Source organism: Curtobacterium sp. Arg-1 (assembly GCF_025643395.1).
GTDB lineage: Bacteria > Actinomycetota > Actinomycetes > Actinomycetales > Microbacteriaceae > Curtobacterium > Curtobacterium poinsettiae.
Map to the genome: position 1 here is coordinate 1574708 of NZ_CP095731.1, position 17524 is coordinate 1592231.

Sequence of the window (17524 nt, forward strand, 5' to 3'; positions counted from 1 at the left end):
CGATGGCCGACACCACCCTCGTCGACCGCCACGAGCCGCTCTGGAAGCGGCTCCCGGTGGTGGTCCAGCTCCGCAAGAGCACCGGCTGGCAGCGCGCGATGCTCATCGTCGGCGTCGTCATCTGCGCCCTGTACCTGCTCGTCGCGGTGTTCGCCCCGCTCCTCGCCCCGTACGGCTTCGGCCAGCTGCAGGGCGCGGACGGCGAGAGCTTCCCCCGCACTGGCGAACCGAGCGCCGAGCACATCTGGGGCACCACGGTCGGCGGCTTCGACGTGTTCAGCCGTGTGCTCTACGGCGCCCGCACGGCCGTACTCGTCGTCATCGTCGCCGTGATCGTCTCGATCATCGTCGGCGTCCTGCTCGGCATGGTCTCCGGGTACCTGGGCGGCTGGCTCGACCGCGTCCTGGTGGTCGTGGCCGACGCCATCTACGCGTTCCCGTCGCTGCTGCTCGCGATCATCGTGTCCATCGTGATCTCCGGCGGCAACTCGAGCTACTCGGGCGGCATCATCGCCGCGGCGATCTCGATCACCGTCGTCTACGTGCCGCAGTACTTCCGCGTGGTCCGTGCCGAGGCCGTCCGGCTGAAGAACGACGCCTTCGTCGAGTCGGCGCGCGTGATGGGCACGAACCCGTGGCGCATCATGACGCGCCACGTCCTGCGGAACTCGACGCGTTCCCTGCCGCTCATCCTGACGCTCAACGCGAGCGACGCGATCCTGACCCTGGCCGGCCTCGGCTTCCTGGGGTTCGGCATCGGCCCGACGTCCGGCGCCGAGTGGGGCTACGACCTCAGCCGCGCGCTCTCCGACGTCGCGAGCGGCGTCTGGTGGACCGGGGTGTACCCGGGTGTCGCGATCGTGGTGCTCGTGCTCGGCGTGACCTTCATCGGCGAGAGCCTGAACGACATCTCCGACCCCCGCCTGCGTGCACGCCGACGGCTGAAGCAGCTGGTGTCGACGAGCGACGCGCGCGGCACCGAGGCAGCGCGCGACGCGCGCCACACCCCCGACGGCAAGGCATCGCCCGACGCCGACGCAGCGCCCGACACGCGGAACGACACGGAAGGGACGGGCGCATGACCCCGACCACCCGCCTGCAACCGGGCGACACCACCACCGAACCCGTCGTCGTCGTCGACGACCTGACGGTCACCTTCGCGACCGACGGCGGCGCCGTCGACGCGGTCAAGGGCGTCAGCCTCGACGTCCGCCCCGGCGAGGTCCTCGCCCTGGTCGGCGAGTCCGGCTCCGGCAAGTCCGTCACGGCCCGCAGCATGCTGCGGCTCATGCCGGAGACGGCGACACTCGGCGGCGCGGTGCTGCTCGACGGCACCGACGTGGTGAGCGTCGGCGCGCAGAAGCTCCGCAGCCTGCGCGGAACGGCCGGGGCGATGGTGTTCCAGGAGCCGTCGACCGCGCTCAACCCGGTCTTCACCGTCGGGTGGCAGATCGCCGAGGGGCTCCGTGCCCACGGCGGCGTGTCCAGGAAGGAAGCACGGGCGAAGGCCATCGACTACCTCGGTCGCGTCGGGATCCCCGACCCCGAGACCCGCGTCGACCACTACCCGCACCAGTTCTCCGGTGGGCAGAAGCAGCGCGTGGTGATCGCGAGCGCCCTTGCCCTGGAGCCGAGCGTCATCATCGCCGACGAGCCCACGACCGCGCTCGACGTCACGGTGCAGGCCGAGATCCTCGACCTGCTGCGCCGGTGCCGCGACGAGTTCGGCACGGCGATCGTCGTCATCACGCACAACATGGGCGTCGTCGCCGACCTGGCCGACCGCGTCGCCGTGATGTACCAGGGCGAGATCGTCGAGGAGGCGACGGCGACGGCGCTCTTCGCGACGCCGCAGGCCGACTACACCAAGCGGCTGCTCGCAGCGGTGCCGCGGCTCGAAGCGTCGACCGGGGTGGCCCGGCGTGCCGCGATCTCCGAGGACGTCACGCCCCTGGTCGAGGCGAAGGGGCTCGAGATCGAGTACCCCGGCCGGCTCGGCTCGCCGGCGTTCAAGGCCGTCAAGGGCGTCGACCTGGCGATCCGTCCCGGTGAGGTCCTCGGCCTGGTGGGGGAGTCCGGTTCGGGCAAGACCACCATCGGCCGCGCCATGGCCGGTCTGACGAAGGTCACGGGCGGCTCGCTCACGGTCCTCGGCGCGGAGATGCTCGGGTACCGCGAACGCGACTTCAAGCACCTGCGCAAGGACATCGGGTTCGTGTTCCAGGACCCGGCGACCTCGTTCAACCCGCTGCTGACGATCGCCGAGTGCGTCGCCGAGCCGCTGGTCGTGCACAAGGAGGTCTCGAGCCCCCGCGCCGCGCGCAAGCGGGTCGACGAGCTGCTCGAGGCCGTCCAGCTGCCGGCAGCGTACGGCGACCGCTACCCGCACGAGCTCTCCGGTGGGCAGCGCCAGCGCGCGTCGCTCGCCCGGTCGCTGGCGCTCCGGCCGAAGCTGCTCATCGCCGACGAGCCGACGAGCGCGCTCGACGTCTCGGTGCAGGCTCGGGTGCTCGAGCTCTTCCTCGAACTGCAGCAGGACCTCGGCTTCGCGTCGCTGTTCATCAGCCACGACCTCGCGGTCGTGGGCGCGCTGTCCGACCGGATCGCCGTGCTCTACCGCGGCGACCTGGTCGAGACGGGCACGACGGCCGAGGTCCTCGGCGCCCCGCAGCACCCGTACACGCAGCGACTCCTCGCGTCGCTGCCGGTGCCCGACCCAGCGGAGCAGGCGGAGCGACGGCGTACGCTGGAGCGACTGGAGAACGTCGGGTCCTGACCCGACGTGACCCACCCGGGAGGCCCGGCCGACGTCGTCGACGAACGCCGCGCCTCCAGGGTGGTCACCTCCACTGCTGTACGCACGACGGGCCTGCCAGGGCGGCCCGTCGCGAACCGTCGCCAGGGGGCGGCGTGGAAGGGGACCCATGATCGCGGTCAACGGACCGGCGGTCGTCGCGGACGACGTGTCGATCGAGTACCGGGGCGGACGCGGGGGCGAGTCCATCCGGGCCGTCGACGGCGTGAGCCTGTCGGTGCGGCAGGGGGAGATCCTCGCCCTGCTCGGCGAGTCGGGGTCGGGCAAGTCGACCTTCGCCGCCGCCATCGCCGGTCAGCTCGGATCCCACGGCGAGGGCGAGGGTGCGCTGCGTCGGCACATCGTCGGCGGCGAGCTGACCGTGCTCGGGCAGAAGACCCGGGGCCTGCGTCCCTCGTCGCGCAAGCTCGAACGGCTGAGCGGCCGGATCGGCTACCTGCCGCAGGACGGCGCGGACCGGCTCAGCCCGGACCTGACCGTCGGCGAGGCCGTGGCCGAACCGATCTACGCACGCGACCGCCGGTTCGACCGGCGTGAAGCGGGGCTCATCGTGGCTCGGCTGCTCGACGCCGTGCACCTGCCGCTCGGGACGATGCGCCTGAACACGTGGGAGCTCTCGAGCGGTCAGCGCCAGCGGGTGGCGCTGGCGAAGGCGCTCGTGCTCGAACCCCAGCTGCTGGTCGCCGACGAGCCCGCGCGCGGTGTCGACGTCCTGGTGCGGCAGTCGGTGCTCGAGGCCCTGGCGACCCTGCAGCGCGGACGACAGTTCTCCGCCGTCGTCGTGTCGAGTGACCTGCGCGAGGCCCGTGCGCTGGCCGACCGCGTCGCCGTGATGGCCGATGCCCGGCTCGTCGGGCTCGGCACCTTCGACGAGGTCCTCGACAACCCCGTCGACCCCTACGTGAAGACCCTCGCGTCGACCGCGGCGCGTGGTGTGAAGCGCCGTCCGGCGCCGACGACGGCCCGCCGCTCGTCCGCGCCGCGCCGTCCGCTCGCCGCCGGCACCGGCCCGCGCACCGACCGTCAGGAGAACGCATGAGCACCCCGACCCAGGGCCCGCGCGGCCACCGTGCCGTCGTCCCCACCTCGGGTGCGCCGCTGCCGGTCGAGGCCCCGCAGGCCGGTCCCGTCGCCGTGCTGCCCGAGCCGACCGACCTGCACGTGGACGCCGTCACCGCGGCCGGTGGGACCGTCGCGCCGCTCGACGCCGACACCCGCGGGATCGTCTGGCTCGACCCCCACGACCCGTCCGGCCTGGCCGACGCCCTGTCGTCCGTGCCCGGCGTCGGTTGGGTCCAGCTGCCGTTCGCCGGCGTCGACGCCTTCGCGCACCTGATCCAGGAGCACGGCGACCGCGTGCTGTTCACCTCGGCGAAGGGCGCCTACGCGGAGCCCGTCGCCGAGCACGCACTGGCACTGACCCTCGGCACGCTGCGGGTCCTGCAGCAGCGTGCCCGTGCGTCGTCGTGGGCGACCGAGCCCGAGGGCGTCTCGCTGTACGGGCGGAACGTCGTCGTCATCGGTGCCGGCGGGATCGCGCTCGAGTACCTCCGGCTGCTCGCGCCGTTCGACGTCGAGGCCACCGTGGTGCGTCGCTCGCCCGACCCCGTACCGGGAGCCGCTCGGACCGTCACCACCGACGAACTCGATCAGGTCCTGCCCGACGCCGACGTCGTGATGATCGCGGCGGCGATGACCTCGGGCACCGCGAAGCTCTTCGGCGAGCGGCAGTTCCGGCTCATGAAGCCGTCCGCTCGGCTCGTGAACATCGCGCGCGGCGGACTCGTCGACACCGATGCCCTGGTCGCCGCGTTGCGTGCCGGGGAGATCGCTGCGGCGGGACTCGACGTCACCGACCCGGAGCCGCTGCCCGACGGCCACCCGCTCTGGTCCGAGCCCGGCGCGGTCATCACCCCGCACCAGGCCGACACCCCGGAGATGGTCGCGCCCCTGCTCGCCGAGCGCGTCCGGCTCAACACCACCGCCTTCCTCGGGGGTGCCGGCGAGGGCTTCGTCGGCGTCGTCGACCCGGTCGCCGGGTACTGACTCCGGGCGCCCACCGCGCGGCGCGCCCGGGCGGCGTGTCCGATGCGGTGGCGGGCCTCAGGGTCCTGCTATGCTGTTACCCGTTGTTCGCACGTCATTCGCCAGCGGACAGTGATCCTCGATAGCTCAATTGGCAGAGCAGCCGGCTGTTAACCGGCAGGTTGTTGGTTCGAGTCCAACTCGGGGAGCGACAGGTCCTCACCCCTCGGGGTGAGGACCTTTTGTGTTCCCGACGGTCCGAATGCCCTCGTCGGGCCCAGCGGGGCGCGCTGCTAGCCTGGGCGGGCGCACCCAGAACCACGGAAGGCCACTGTTCGATGTCGTTGACCCACGAGTCCGCCACCGGACGTGTGACCGGTGACCGGTCCACGGGTCTGCTGGACCGGGCCAACCGCGTGCTCTCCTCCCGCACCGCGTTCGTGGTCGTGCTCGTGGCGTTCCTGCTCGTCGGCTTCCTGTTCGCCGTCACGATCCACGTCCCTGCTTCGGCGGCCCCGGACGAGCGTCGGCACATCGGCAACATCATGCTCTACGCGGCTCGCCCGTGGAACGCCGGCCCGTTCCTGCAGGACGTCGACGCGTCGAAACTGTGGCTCGGCGAGGTCACGCGCTTCCCGGCGTACCTCTACTACTACCTGATGTCGTTCCCGGCGAAGGGGACGCAGGCGCTCGGGCTCCACCTGGAACAGACCGTGATGGTGCTGCGGAGCATCGACGTCCTGGCTGCCGGCGCCGGTCTGTACGCCCTCCGTGCGATGTTCCGGAACGCCGGGGTCCCGACGGCGATCGGCCTGCTCGCCACCGTGGTGACCGCTTCCACCGGCCGCTACGCCTGGCAGGCCGCCACCATCAGTTACGACGCGCCGTCGATGGCCGCCTTCTTCCTCTTCGCCGCCGTCGCGGTCAAGGTCGCCCGTGGCGGTGGACTGCGAACGCTCGCGTGGCTGGTCGTCACCGCGATGCTGGCGCTCATGTTCAAGCTACTCCCAGGCGCCGCTCGTGCTGGCCGGAGCCTTCTTCGCCGTGCTGTTCCGGTACCGCGTCGACGGTTTCTCGTGGCTCCGGCACCCCGTGCGTCGAGCCGTCTCGGGCTTCCGCGAACGGCCGTGGCGGTCCGTCGTCCTGGTGGTGATCGGCGGCGCGTTGCTCGCCCTGGTGCTCGAGCGCTTCGGTGTGAACCTGCTCGTCTACCGGGCACTCAACCCCGACTGCGCCGAGATCCACAGCCGCGACGCGTGCATGAACTTCGGCATCTTCCGTCGGAACTACAACGCGGTCCGGACCCACGACCTCGAGGTCGCCGCCGGCACGCTCGAACCGTTCCGGCCGGTCTCCTTCCTCTGGATGTGGATCACCACCTACTTCCGGTCGCTCTTCTTCTTCTGGGGTCCGTCGCTGCCCTGGCGCCCGAACACCGCCGTCGTGCTGTTCGGCGCCGTCGCCAGCGTCGGTGCCGTGGCGATCGCGGTGACCCAGATGCGCCGGGTGCTCCGGAACGCGGCCATGTGGTGGCTGGCAGCCGTCCCCGTCGCCTACACGGTGGCGGTGCTGTGCTTCAACGCCGCGACCGCGGTGAACCTCCGGCAGGACTTCGCGTTCTCGGGCCGCTACCTGTTGCCGGTGCTGCCGATGATCGCGGCCGTGGTGCTGCTCGGTCTCGCCTCGTGGATCCGACGGCTGCACGGACGCGCGGCCACCGTGGCGTGGGTCGTCGTGATCGTGGTGGGCGTCGTGCTCTTCGTCTTCTACAACCCGATCAGCGCCTTCTTCCCGTACGCCAACTCGGCGGCCTGGTACTCGAGCTGGGCCCGCGACGTCCTGCCCCAGTGGCTCACGGGGGTGCGCTCGTGAACCGCGCCGCACGGTTCCGCGGCGTCGTCGTGGCTGCCCTGACCATCCTGTTCTTCGTCGTCATCGGCGTCGCGGCCTTCGCGCGAACCGGGGGGACCAGCGCCGGGGAACGCCAGATCGGTTCGTGCACGGTCCGCACGGCGCCCGAGCCGGGTGCCGTGACGACCTGCCCGGAACAGGACCTCGCCGGTGTGCGCTTCGCCACCGTCGACCTGCGTCTGGCCGACCTGCACGGCGCGGACCTGCGCGGTTCGGACCTGCGTGACAGCGTGCTCTACGGCGCCGACCTGCAGGGGGCGAACCTGCGCGGAGCGGACCTGCGTGGTGTCGACCTGTACAGCGCGGACCTGCGGGGGGCGGACCTGCGTGACGCCGACCTGGGCAGCGCGGACCTGACGGTCGCCGACATCAGCGGGGCGCAGATCGACGGCATCGACCTGAGCAAGGCGAAGCTGGCCGGTCTGACCGTCACGGGGACGCCACTGGAACTCGCCGACCGGACGCTGCAGAGCCCCGACGGCAAGCCGGTGACCGTGCCCATCCGGCTCGACCTGCCGCGCGGGGTGTCGTCGACGAGCTGCGTCCGACAGGACGTGCAGGCTCCGGTCGGCACCACCCAGGTGCGCTGCCGGATGAGCACCGATGCCGACCGCGGTGGTCGGCTCGACCAGCGCGCGACGATCACGGTCACCGGCCCGACACCCTGACCGACGTCGCTCGTGCGGCTGGTACCCGGCGGATGCTGTTAGCGTTCACAGGTGCCCCGTTCTCGTTCCCCTCGATCCGCCCTGCTGGGCGTCGTCGTGGCGGTGACGGCGGTGCTCACCGGCTGCAGCAGCGTCGGCCCTGACACAGATGCGTCCGAGGACCCGACGAGCTCGGACACCGGGCTGGGTTCAGGCGCGTCACCGGTCGTCTTCGCGTTCGTCTGCGGCGGGGACGGCGCTGACCGCGCGAGCTACACGACCTACGCAGCGGTGTGGGAAGCCGCGCGTGCCGACTGCTCGGCGAAGCGGCTGACCGGCTCGGTGCCGTCGAGCCAGCAGCAGTCCGCGGTGACGGCGGCGCGCGGTGACGCGACCCTGGTCGAGCTCGCGAGCGCCTGCGCGGTGCGCGACTCGGCGCCGTGGACGTCGGCGGTCGCCGACGAGCGCGGTGCCCACGTGGCCGAGGGGCTCCTGCGGTACTGCCCGGGGCACCCGGAGACCGACCGCCTGCGGGACGCGCTGGCGGCGTACCGGGGCTGACCCGGGCCTCCAGACCGACCGCCTGACCCACGACCGACCGACGGCCGCGGGACGGGCGTCAGCCCTCGGGGTGGTCGCGACCGGGCAGCCAGGACTGGCCGGGGCCGCCCCAGCTGCTCTTGCGGATCGCCTTGGCGACCTGCTTGCCGTAGGGGTGCACGAGACGGTCGGCGTAGAGCCAGCCGTCCAGGTGGTCGTACTCGTGCTGGAAGATGCGGGCCAGCCAGCCGTGCGCCTCGACCTCGAACGGGGTGCCGTGCTCGTCGGAGGCGCGCAGCAGGGCGCCCTCGGAGCGGCGGAGCGGGAAGCGCTCGCCCGGGATCGACAGGCAGCCCTCGGACTCCTCGTCCTCGTCGAGCTCCTCGACGGACTCGGGGACCGGGGGCGTGGTCCACAGGACGGGGTTCACGGCGGCGCCCCGGTGCAGCACGTCGTCGTCGTCGGTGTAGGAGTACACGAACAGGCGCTTGCCGACGCCCACCTGCGGTCCGGCCAGGCCGACGCCCGGTGCCAGGTCCATGGTCTCGAGCATGTCGGCGACGAGGGAACGGAGGTCGTCATCGAACGCGGTGACCTCGGCTGCACGCTCGTGCAGGACGGGTTCGCCGGTGATGCGGATCGGGAGAACGGCCATTCACCCAGGTTATCCGGCGGGGGACGGTAGCCTCGACGCGTGACGACGGACCTCCAGCTGCCCGACGCCGTGAGCAACCTCACGCCGTTCCAGGCGCTGATGATCCCGGTGGCCCTGGTCGGTGCCGTGTTCCTGTCGCTGGGGGCGCAGTTCCAGAGCCGTGGGGTGCAGCGGGTCGAAGCGCGTCTCGGTCGGCAGTCGAAGGGGCTGAGCGTCCGCCACGTGGTGGGGCTCGTCTCGAGCGGCTACTGGGTGCTCGGCACGCTCATGCTCGGCATCGCGGTGGTGCTGCAGCTCATCAGCATCACGTTCGCGCCGCTGATCGTCGTGCAGCCGCTGGGTGCCGTGGCGCTGGTGATCACGACGTGGTTCTCGTCGCGTGCGTCGGGGATCCCGCTCGGCCGTCGTGCTCGTCGTGCCGTGTGGACGTGCATCATCGGTGTCGGCATCTTCGTCGGGATCGCGGCGTTCGTCGGGCACGAGAGCGCGATCACCCGCCAGCAGCTCGTCACCGTGCTGGTGATCCTGGCGGTCGTGCTGGTGCTGGTGCTCGTGTCGTTCCGCCTGGTCGCCAAGCGCCGGAACGCCCTGTACTACATCGTCGGCGCCGGCGTGCTCTACGGCTTCGTGGCGACGCTGGCCAAGGTGGTGCTGAACCGGTTCGTGAACCACACCTTCGACTGGTTGACCGTGCTCGCCATCGTCGGCGTGGTCGTCGCGGCGTCGCTCGGCGGGTACTTCGTGCAGAACGCGTACTCCAGCGGCTCGGCCGACCTGGTGATCGCGGGGCTGACCGTCATCGACCCGATCGTCGCGGTCGGCATCGGCGTGATCGTGCTCGGCGAGGCAACGGGGGCGCCGTGGTTCGCGGTGGCGGGGTTCGTGGTCGCCGCGGGCATCGCCATCACCGGGGTGTTCCTGCTCGCCAAGCACCACCCCCAGACCCGGACCTGACGGCCGCGGCGCGCTCGGCGCTCGGCGCCCGGTGGTCGCGGCGCTCATCCGCGCGGCTGACGCGACCGTCGATCCTGGTGCGATAGCGTCACAGCCGACCAGCCATCGCCCACGAGAGGACGAACTCAGCCGTGTCAGGAGACGCCACCACCGCCACCGCCGGACCGACGGGTGCGACGGGCGGTCACCGACCGCTGCGCGTGCTGATCGCAGCGGACACCTTCGCCCCCGACGTCAACGGCGCCGCGACCTTCGCCGAGCAGCTCGCCGTCGGACTGGCCGAGCGCGGGCACGAGGTGCACATCGTGGCCCCGGCGTCGAGCCGCCACTACGGCACCTTCGACGAGGAGCACCACGGCGTCACCCTCGTCGTGCACCGCCTGAAGTCGTACAAGTGGCCGCTGCACCCGTGGCTGCGCTTCGTGTGGCCGTGGAGCGTCCGGAAGTGGACCGCCCCGATCCTCGACGCGGTCAAGCCCGACGTGCTGCACATCCAGTCGCACGTGGTCATCGGTCGTGGCATCGTGCACGAGGCGAACGACCGCGGCATCCGGGTCATCGCGACGAACCACTTCATGCCGGAGAACCTGCTCGAGTACACGCCGTTCGGCAAGTGGACGCTGCCCCTCGCGCTGAAGATCGCGTGGAGCGACGCCGCCAAGACCTACCGGCTGGCCGACACGATCACGACGCCGACCAACCTGGCCGCCGACTACCTGCGGAAGGCCATCGCCGGCCAGCAGGTCCTGGCGATCTCGTGCGGCATCGACGCGTCCCGCTACGTCGCGCGCGAGGGGCGCCCGGTCAACAACGACATCGTCTTCGTGGGCCGGGTCGCCCCGGAGAAGAACCTCGACGTCCTGGTCCGTGCCGTGGCGCTGCTGCCGGCCGAGCTGGCCACGACCCTGACCATCGTCGGCGACGGCGAGATGATCCCGAAGCTCACCGCACTGGCGAAGGAGCTCGGGCTCGAGGACCGCGTGCGGTTCCTGGGCTTCGTCTCGGACGAGCGCAAGCAGGAGGCCCTGACCAACGCGACGGTGTTCGCGATGCCGTCGACGGCCGAGCTGCAGAGCATCTCCTCGCTCGAGGGGATGGCGTCCGGGCTCCCCGTGGTCGCCGCCGACTCGATGGCGCTCCCGCACCTGATCGACGGCAACGGGTACCTGTTCGCCCCGGGCGACGTCGACGACCTGGCGGCGAAGCTCACGACGGTGCTCACCGCCCCGGAGTCCGACTACGTGGCGATGCGGGAACGCAGTCTGGCCATGATCGAGGCGCACGACATCAACCGCACGCTGTCGACGTTCGAGTCGCTGTATCGTGGTGAGCCGGTGGCCTGAGGGCCTCCGGCGAGGGGCGGTAGCCAAGCTGGTCAAGGCAGTCGGCTCATAACCGAACGATCCGCGGGTTCGAGTCCCGCCCGCCCTACGTGCACATGCCAAGGAAGCGCGACACGTCGCAGGACGACCACGCACCGACACCGAACGTCACCTTCGAGGTGACCCGTGGCGGTACCGGCGTGCGCGTGAACGCGTTCCGGCTGGGGTTCATGGGCGCCATCGGGGTCCTCGTCGCCCTGCTCGCCGGGTCGATCATCAACGAGCTGAGCACGGTCCTGGTCTACATCGGGGTCGCGCTGTTCCTGGCGCTCGGCATCGACCCGCTCGTGTCGTTCCTCGAGCGGATCATCCCGCGGTGGGCGGCCATCACGATCGTCGTGGTCGGGGTGCTCGGGGCCTTCGCCGGCATCGTGTTCGCGGTGGTGCCGATCCTGGTGGACCAGGCGTCGAACCTGATCCAGAACTTCCCCGAGATCGTGCAGGACATCTCGCAGCAGCAGTGGGTGCAGGACCTGTCGAAGCAGTTCGCCGGGTCGTTCGACATCGACCACGCGCTGCAGTCGCTGCAGTCCTTCGTCGAGAAGCCGGGCAACCTGCTCAGTGTCGGCGGCGGGATCCTGGCGGTCGGCAGCGGGATCCTGTCCGGTGTCACCGGGGCGCTCATCGTCATCATCCTGATGCTCTACTTCCTCGCGTCGATGCGGGGCATGAAGCGTGCGGCGTACCGGTTCGTCCCGGCGTCGCGTCGTCAGAACTTCATCGACGTGAGCGAGCAGATCACGCAGGCGGTCGGTCGCTACGTCGTCGGGCAGGTGTCCCAGGCGCTCATCAACGGCATCCTCAGCTTCTTCTTCCTGCTCATCATCGGGGCGCCGCTGCCGGTGCTGCTCGCGTCGTTCGCGTTCCTCGGTTCGCTCATCCCGCTCGTCGGCACGTTGGCCGCCGCGATCGTGATCTCGTTGCTCTGCTTCTTCGCGTCACCGGCGACCGCCCTCGCCGCGGCGATCTACTACCTGGTGTACATGCAGGTCGAGGCCTACCTGATCTCGCCGCGCATCATGTCGCGAGCAGTCCAGGTACCCGGTGCGCTCGTGGTCATCGCCGCCGTCGCGGGCGGCACCATCGGCGGTGTGCTCGGCGCGCTCGTGGCCCTGCCCGTCGCGGCGTCGGCCATCATCATCGTGCAGAAGGTCATCTACCCCCGCCAGGAACAGTCGTGACGCGCGGCGACGGCGCGACCGCCGCGGTCGCCGCCTTCGCCGAGCACGTCGACGAACGTGACCGCTGGGCGCGCAGTGCTCGCGGACCGCTCGCCCTGGTGAACGCGCAACACGTCGACCACCCGCAGCCGGTCTGGCCGGTCCCCGGCACCTGGGCTCCGGCGCCCGGCGGACTCACCGTCACGGCCGACGCGTCCGACGGCGTCGTCGTGGACGGCGTGCCGGTCGACGGGACGGTGCTGGTCGCGGGGGACACCGCCGTCGTCCCGTCCACCGTCGCGTTGCCGGACGGCTTCGCCGGCACCGTCACCAGCGACACCCTGCGTGTCTGGGACCCGTCGTCCGAGGCGATCGCCCGGTTCGCGCACATCGCCCGCTTCGCGCGGTCCGGCGACCGGGTGACGTCCGGCACGTACGTCCCGCTGGTGGACGACGGTCGGGAGGCCCGTGGCAGCGTCCGCGACGCCGCCGGCGACGCCCTGCCGGTTGCCGGACACGTCGAGACCGTCGTGGACGGCGCCACGGTGCGGTTCGTCGCTGTCCGGTCGGCCGCGTTCCGCGGAGTCGCGAGACTGCAGCTCATCGTGCAGGACGCCACGAGTGCCCTGGCCGAGGACGACCCGAGCAGCAGCTACTCGATGGGTCGGTTCCTGTACCTCGACGACCCCGGCGCCGAGTCCACGGTCGAGCTCGACTGGAACCTGCTGGTCCTGCCGCCGTGCGCGTTCTCGTACCAGTACGCCTGCCCGATCCCTCCGGAGGAGAACCGTGTCCCCGTGCCGATCACGGCGGGGGAGCGGCACCCGGTCGACGCGAGCGGTGCCGTCCTGCACTGAACCCGGTCGGGTCCTTGCCGTTCCCAGGCGTGGCGCTGCATAATGGGCGTGTCCCGTCGGGACATCACAATCGCATACCGATGGTTCCGTGGCCCCTCGGGTCAGGATCCTCCGCACCAGGTCGATGGGGAAGTCGCACCTGACGTATCGGAGGAACCGTGAACGGAACGACGACAGGAGTGCTCTACGTGCACTCCTCACCCCGCGCGCTCTGCCCGCACGTCGAATGGGCAGCAGGTCGCGCGATGAACCGCGCCGTGAACTTCTCGTGGCTCGACCAGCCCGCACAGGACGGTGCGCGTCGGACCGAGTTCACGTGGACCGGTGCGGTCGGTGCCGGTGCCGCGATCGCCTCTGCCCTGCGCGGGTGGGAGCACCTGCGGTACGAGGTCACCGAGGAGCCGACGAGCGCCTCGGACGGTGGTCGCTGGATGCACACGCCCGACCTCGGGGTGTTCTACGCGCAGACCGACGTCACGGGCAACATGGTCATCCCCGAGGACCGGGTGCGCTACGCGATGGAGGTCGCGGGCAGCAACGCCCTCGAACTGCACCGTGAGTTGCGACTGGCCCTCGGGCAGGCCTGGGACGACGAGCTCGAGCCCTTCCGCCACGCCGCCGAGGGCAACCCGGTCGTCTGGCTGCACCGCGTCGGCTGACCCGGACTCGCCACACGCCGGCGTGTCGGGTGCGCCGGACGCCGGCGTGTCGCCCGGACACCGCCACAGACTCGAGACGCCGCCGAATACGGCGGCGTCTCGTCGTTCCCAGGGCGCGGCAGCGACACGACGGCGTGTGGACGGGGGGCTGACCCGGGCACCGGAACGACGGAAGCCCGCCCCGATGACGCGGGACGGGCCTCCTGGCAGGTGCTGCCGTGACTAGACGCTGCGGAACGCGACCACGGCGTTGTGTCCGCCGAAGCCGAACGAGTTGCTGACGGCGAGCAGGTCGCCTTCGGGCAGCGCACGCGGTTCGCGGGCGACGTCCATGACGATCTCCGGGTCCTGGTCGTGCAGGTTGATCGTCGGCGGCGCGACGCGGTTGTGCAGCGCGAGGACGGTGAAGACCGCCTCGATCGCACCGGCACCACCGAGCAGGTGGCCCGTGGACGCCTTGGTGGCCGACACCACGACGTTGTCCAGGTGGTCGCCGAAGACCCGACGCATCGCGTGGTACTCGGCGACGTCCCCGACGGGGGTCGAGGTGGCGTGCGCGTTGACGTGCACGACGTCCTCGATGCTCGCGTCGGCGTGCTCGAGGGCCTGCAGGACCGCACGGGCGGCGGCGCTGCCCTCGGGGTCCGGCGCGGTGATGTGGAAGGCGTCCGAGGTGATGCCGGAGCCGGCGACCTCGGCGTAGATGGTCGCGCCGCGGGCCTCGGCGTGCTCCTTCGACTCGAGGATGAGCGCCGCGGCGCCGTCACCGAGGACGAAGCCGTCACGCGTGACGTCGTAGGGGCGCGACGCGGTCTCGGGGGAGTCGTTGCGGCGCGACAGGGCCTGCATGGCGGCGAACGCGGCCAGCGGGAGCGGGTGCAGCGCGGCCTCGGCGCCACCGGTGATGACGATGTCGGCGTCGCCGTCGGCGATGTGCCGGTAGGCCTCGGCCAGCGACTCGGTCGACGAGGCACACGCCGACAGGTAGGTGCGGGCGCCGCCACGGGCGCCGAACTCCATCTCGATGGCGGCGGCGGGACCGTTCGCCATGAGCATCGGGACCGTCATCGGCAGGACGCGACGCGGGCCCTTCTCGCGCAGGGTGTCCCAGGCGTCGAGCAGCGTGTTCACGCCACCGATGCCCGTTGCCCAGTCGACGATCAAGCGCTCGGGGACGACCGACTCGTCGTCGATGCCGGCGTCGGCCCATGCTTCGCGCGCTGCGACGAGCGACAGCTGCGACGAGGGGTCGAGGCGCTTCGACTCGGGGCGGGTGAGCTGGTCGGTGAGGAAGGTGCGCGCCTGGCCGGCGAACTCCACGGGGAGTTCGAGGTCGGCGTAGCGGGGGTCCTCGATGCGGGTGATGCCGGACTTGCCGGCGAGCAGCGCGTCCCAGGTGTCCGGGGCGGTCGCGGCGAGGGGTGAGATCGCACCGATCCCGGTGACGACGACGGTCTTCTTGGTCATGGGACGACGTGTTCTTTCGTTGGGGTGAACAAGATGAACGCCGCGGCCCGCAGGGGTCCGCGGGCCGCGGCGCTCAGGAAGCTCGTGTCAGGCCTGGGCCTTGACGATGTAGTCGACCGCGTTGCCGACGGTCTTGAGGTTCTTGACCTCTTCGTCCGGGATCTTCACGTCGAACTTCTCCTCGGCGTTGACCACGATGGTCATCATCGAGATGGAGTCGATGTCGAGGTCGTCCGTGAAGGACTTGTCGGCGGCGACGGTGTCGGTGGCGATACCGGTCTCGTCGTTGATCAGCTCGGCCAGGCCGGCGAGGACTTCTTCGTTGGACAGGGCCATGAGTGTTCTCCTTGAAGGGGGGTGTCGTTTGACCGTTGACCAGCCTAGGGCACGCGGGGTCCGGGTGCGCGGAGGCTCGTCGGGATGGGGACCGGTCGCGCGGGTGCGCGACCGGGGTGGGATCAGGGGAGGACGACCACCTGGGCGCCGAACACGAGTCCAGCGCCGAAGCCGATCTGCAGGGCGAGACCGCCCGACAGGTCCGGGTGCTCCTCGAGCAGGCGGTGCGTGGCGAGCGGGATGCTCGCGGCGGAGGTGTTGCCGGTGGTGGTGATGTCGCGGGCGATCGTCACCGTCTCGGGCAGGCCGAGCTGCTTGGCGAACTCGTCGATGATGCGGATGTTCGCCTGGTGCGGCACGAAGGCTGCGAGGTCCTCGGGGCGGACCCCGGCGGTCTCGAGCGCCTGTCGGGCGACCTTGACCATCTCCCAGACGGCCCAGCGGAACACCGTCTGGCCGGCCTGGCGCATGGTCGGGCGGGGTGCACCGGCCTCCCACTCGTTGTAGGTCGCGGTCATGCCGATGGCGTCCCACTTCGAGCCGTCCGAGCCCCAGATGGTGGGGGCGATGCCCGGGAAGTCGCTCGGGCCGATCACGGCGGCGCCGGCACCGTCCCCGAGCAGGAACGAGATCGAGCGGTCGGTCGGGTCGACGACGTCGCTGAGCTTCTCGGCCCCGACGACCAGCACGTGGTCGGCGAGCCCGGACTTGATGAACGAGTCGGCCTGGGCGATGCCGTAGGCGTACCCGGCGCAGGCGGCGCTGATGTCGTACGCGGCGGCCGGGGTGGCACCGATGCGTTCGGCGAGCAGCGACGCCATCGACGGGGTGGCGACGGTGTGCGTGACGGTGCTCACGAGCACGACGCCGATCTGGGACGGCTCGATGCCGGCCTTCTCGATCGCCTCGCGTGCGGCGGTCTCGGCGAGGTCGACGGCTTCGACGTCCTCGCCGGCACGCTTGCGGGTGATGATGCCGGTGCGCTGGCGGATCCACTCGTCGGACGAGTCGATCGGGCCGACGAGGTCGTCGTTCGGCACGACGTTCTCGCCGCGGGCGGCGCCGAACGCCAGGATCCGGGTGAACTCGTGGCCGCGGCGCTGCTGGAGCAGCGGGCGCGCGGATCCGGTCGGGAGGCCCGTGGGGGCGTCCGTCGGGGTGGTCGGGTCGGTCATGCGGTTGCGTCTGCTTCCTGGCCCGCGCGCTGCAGCAGGTCGATCGCTGCAGGCAGGTCGTCGGGGGTCTTGATGGCGACGGTCGGCGTGCCGCGGAGGCCGCGCTTCGCCAGGCCGACGAGGGCACCGGCGGGTGCGAGCTCGATGATGCCGGTCACGCCGGCGGCGGAGAAGGACTCCATGACCGCGTCCCAGTGCACGGGGTTCGCGATCTGCTGGACCATCAGGTCGACGAAGCGTCGGCCGTCGTCCACCCGGGAGCCGTCGGCGTTGGTCCAGATCGGCAGGGTCGGGTCCTGCACGGCCGCGGCGGCCGCCACCGGTGCGACCCGCTCGACGGCGGGCGCCATGTAGCGGGTGTGGAACGCGCCGGCGACGGCGAGGGGGATGACCCGGGCCTTGGCGGGCGGGGCTGCGGCGAGGGCGGCGATGGCGTCCGCGGCGCCGGCGACGACGGTCTGGCCGCCACCGTTGTGGTTCGCGGGCACCAGGCCGTGCTCGGCGAGGGCGGCGGCGACCGCATCGGCGTCGCCACCGAGGACGGCGGCCATCGAGGTCGGTTCGAGCGCTGCGGCGTCGGCCATGGCCCGGCCGCGCTCGGCGACCAGGGCGACGGCGTCGGTCGGCTCGAGGATCCCGGCGACCGCGGCGGCGGTGAACTCGCCCACCGAGTGTCCGGCGACCCCGCCCACCAGGGCACGACGGCCCTCGGCGAGCAGTGCGTCGGCGGTCACCAGGCCGGCGGCCACGATGAGGGGCTGTGCGAGCGCGGTGTCCTTGATGGTGTCCGCGTCGGAGTTCGTGCCGTGCTCGGCGAGGTCGACGCCGATCGACTCCGACCATTGCCCGACGCGTTCACGAACGGTGGCGTCCTCGAGCCAGGGGGCGAGGAAGCCGGGGGTCTGGGAGCCCTGTCCGGGCGCGACGACGACGATCACCGG

Annotated in this window: 17 protein-coding genes and 2 tRNA genes; 14 read left to right on the forward strand and 5 right to left on the reverse strand. The window is 71.4% G+C overall.

Annotation, left to right across the window (positions count from 1 at the left end; all coding sequences use genetic code 11):
* Positions 1–2 precede the first annotated feature (2 nt).
* The 8 genes from MXD64_RS07550 to MXD64_RS07585 all read left to right on the forward strand — a co-directional run bounded on the left by MXD64_RS07550 (position 3) and on the right by MXD64_RS07585 (position 7959).
* Complete coding sequence (locus MXD64_RS07550) at positions 3–1082, forward strand: ABC transporter permease (RefSeq protein ID WP_042539014.1); 1080 nt, start codon at positions 3–5, stop codon at positions 1080–1082.
* Positions 1079–2776 (forward strand): ABC transporter ATP-binding protein, encoded by a 1698-nt coding sequence (locus MXD64_RS07555; protein WP_017886697.1) that lies wholly within the window; start codon positions 1079–1081, stop codon positions 2774–2776. Before MXD64_RS07550 ends, MXD64_RS07555 begins: the two co-directional genes overlap by 4 nt.
* A gap of 148 nt (positions 2777–2924) precedes the next feature.
* Entirely contained in the window at positions 2925–3854 is a 930-nt protein-coding gene (locus MXD64_RS07560) for an ATP-binding cassette domain-containing protein (protein WP_017886698.1), read from the forward strand.
* Positions 3851–4861, forward strand: coding sequence for a D-isomer specific 2-hydroxyacid dehydrogenase family protein (locus tag MXD64_RS07565; protein WP_017886699.1), 1011 nt, complete (start codon positions 3851–3853; stop codon positions 4859–4861). Before MXD64_RS07560 ends, MXD64_RS07565 begins: the two co-directional genes overlap by 4 nt.
* A 115-nt stretch (positions 4862–4976) precedes the next feature.
* A tRNA-Asn gene (locus MXD64_RS07570) sits at positions 4977–5049 on the forward strand.
* Positions 5050–5860: 811 nt separating this feature from the next.
* Positions 5861–6712, forward strand: a complete 852-nt coding sequence (locus tag MXD64_RS07575; protein WP_263137347.1) for a hypothetical protein — start codon at positions 5861–5863, stop codon at positions 6710–6712.
* Entirely contained in the window at positions 6709–7419 is a 711-nt protein-coding gene (locus MXD64_RS07580; protein WP_262117457.1) for a pentapeptide repeat-containing protein, read from the forward strand. The genes MXD64_RS07575 and MXD64_RS07580 overlap by 4 nt, the downstream gene beginning before the upstream one ends.
* A 51-nt stretch (positions 7420–7470) precedes the next feature.
* The gene (locus tag MXD64_RS07585; RefSeq protein ID WP_139179706.1) at positions 7471–7959 is read left to right on the forward strand and encodes a hypothetical protein; all 489 of its coding nucleotides are present in this window, start codon (positions 7471–7473) and stop codon (positions 7957–7959) included.
* A 58-nt stretch (positions 7960–8017) separates the two neighbouring features.
* Here the strand turns inward: MXD64_RS07585 and def are convergent, their stop codons facing one another.
* Positions 8018–8593: a peptide deformylase gene (def, locus tag MXD64_RS07590; RefSeq protein WP_017886703.1), complete on the reverse strand. Its 576-nt coding sequence runs from the start codon at positions 8591–8593 to the stop codon at positions 8018–8020.
* Positions 8594–8632: 39 nt separating this feature from the next.
* Between def and MXD64_RS07595 the strand changes: the two genes are divergently transcribed.
* The 6 genes from MXD64_RS07595 to MXD64_RS07620 all read left to right on the forward strand — a co-directional run bounded on the left by MXD64_RS07595 (position 8633) and on the right by MXD64_RS07620 (position 13605).
* Positions 8633–9547, forward strand: a complete 915-nt coding sequence (locus MXD64_RS07595; RefSeq protein ID WP_017886704.1) for a hypothetical protein — start codon at positions 8633–8635, stop codon at positions 9545–9547.
* A 131-nt stretch (positions 9548–9678) separates the two neighbouring features.
* Entirely contained in the window at positions 9679–10890 is a 1212-nt protein-coding gene (locus MXD64_RS07600) for a glycosyltransferase (RefSeq protein WP_056068311.1), read from the forward strand.
* 13 nt (positions 10891–10903) lie between these two features.
* A tRNA-Ile gene (locus MXD64_RS07605) sits at positions 10904–10978 on the forward strand.
* A gap of 7 nt (positions 10979–10985) precedes the next feature.
* On the forward strand, positions 10986–12110 hold the full coding sequence (locus tag MXD64_RS07610; protein WP_263137348.1) for an AI-2E family transporter: 1125 nt from the start codon (positions 10986–10988) through the stop codon (positions 12108–12110).
* Positions 12107–12946 (forward strand): DUF1684 domain-containing protein, encoded by an 840-nt coding sequence (locus MXD64_RS07615; RefSeq protein WP_263137349.1) that lies wholly within the window; start codon positions 12107–12109, stop codon positions 12944–12946. The genes MXD64_RS07610 and MXD64_RS07615 overlap by 4 nt, the downstream gene beginning before the upstream one ends.
* A 158-nt stretch (positions 12947–13104) precedes the next feature.
* Positions 13105–13605, forward strand: a complete 501-nt coding sequence (locus MXD64_RS07620) for a DUF3145 domain-containing protein (protein ID WP_031259468.1) — start codon at positions 13105–13107, stop codon at positions 13603–13605.
* A 222-nt stretch (positions 13606–13827) separates the two neighbouring features.
* Here MXD64_RS07620 and MXD64_RS07625 read toward each other — a convergent pair whose 3' ends face one another.
* The 4 genes from MXD64_RS07625 to MXD64_RS07640 all read right to left on the reverse strand — a co-directional run bounded on the left by MXD64_RS07625 (position 13828) and on the right by MXD64_RS07640 (position 17521).
* Positions 13828–15072, reverse strand: coding sequence for a beta-ketoacyl-[acyl-carrier-protein] synthase family protein (locus tag MXD64_RS07625; RefSeq protein ID WP_017886709.1), 1245 nt, complete (start codon positions 15070–15072; stop codon positions 13828–13830).
* Between the two features lie 87 nt (positions 15073–15159).
* On the reverse strand, positions 15160–15408 hold the full coding sequence (locus tag MXD64_RS07630; RefSeq protein ID WP_017886710.1) for an acyl carrier protein: 249 nt from the start codon (positions 15406–15408) through the stop codon (positions 15160–15162).
* A gap of 122 nt (positions 15409–15530) precedes the next feature.
* Complete coding sequence (locus MXD64_RS07635) at positions 15531–16583, reverse strand: beta-ketoacyl-ACP synthase III (RefSeq protein WP_017886711.1); 1053 nt, start codon at positions 16581–16583, stop codon at positions 15531–15533.
* Positions 16580–17521: an ACP S-malonyltransferase gene (locus MXD64_RS07640; protein WP_159556448.1), complete on the reverse strand. Its 942-nt coding sequence runs from the start codon at positions 17519–17521 to the stop codon at positions 16580–16582. The genes MXD64_RS07635 and MXD64_RS07640 overlap by 4 nt, the downstream gene beginning before the upstream one ends.
* Between the last annotated feature and the right edge of the window lie 3 nt (positions 17522–17524).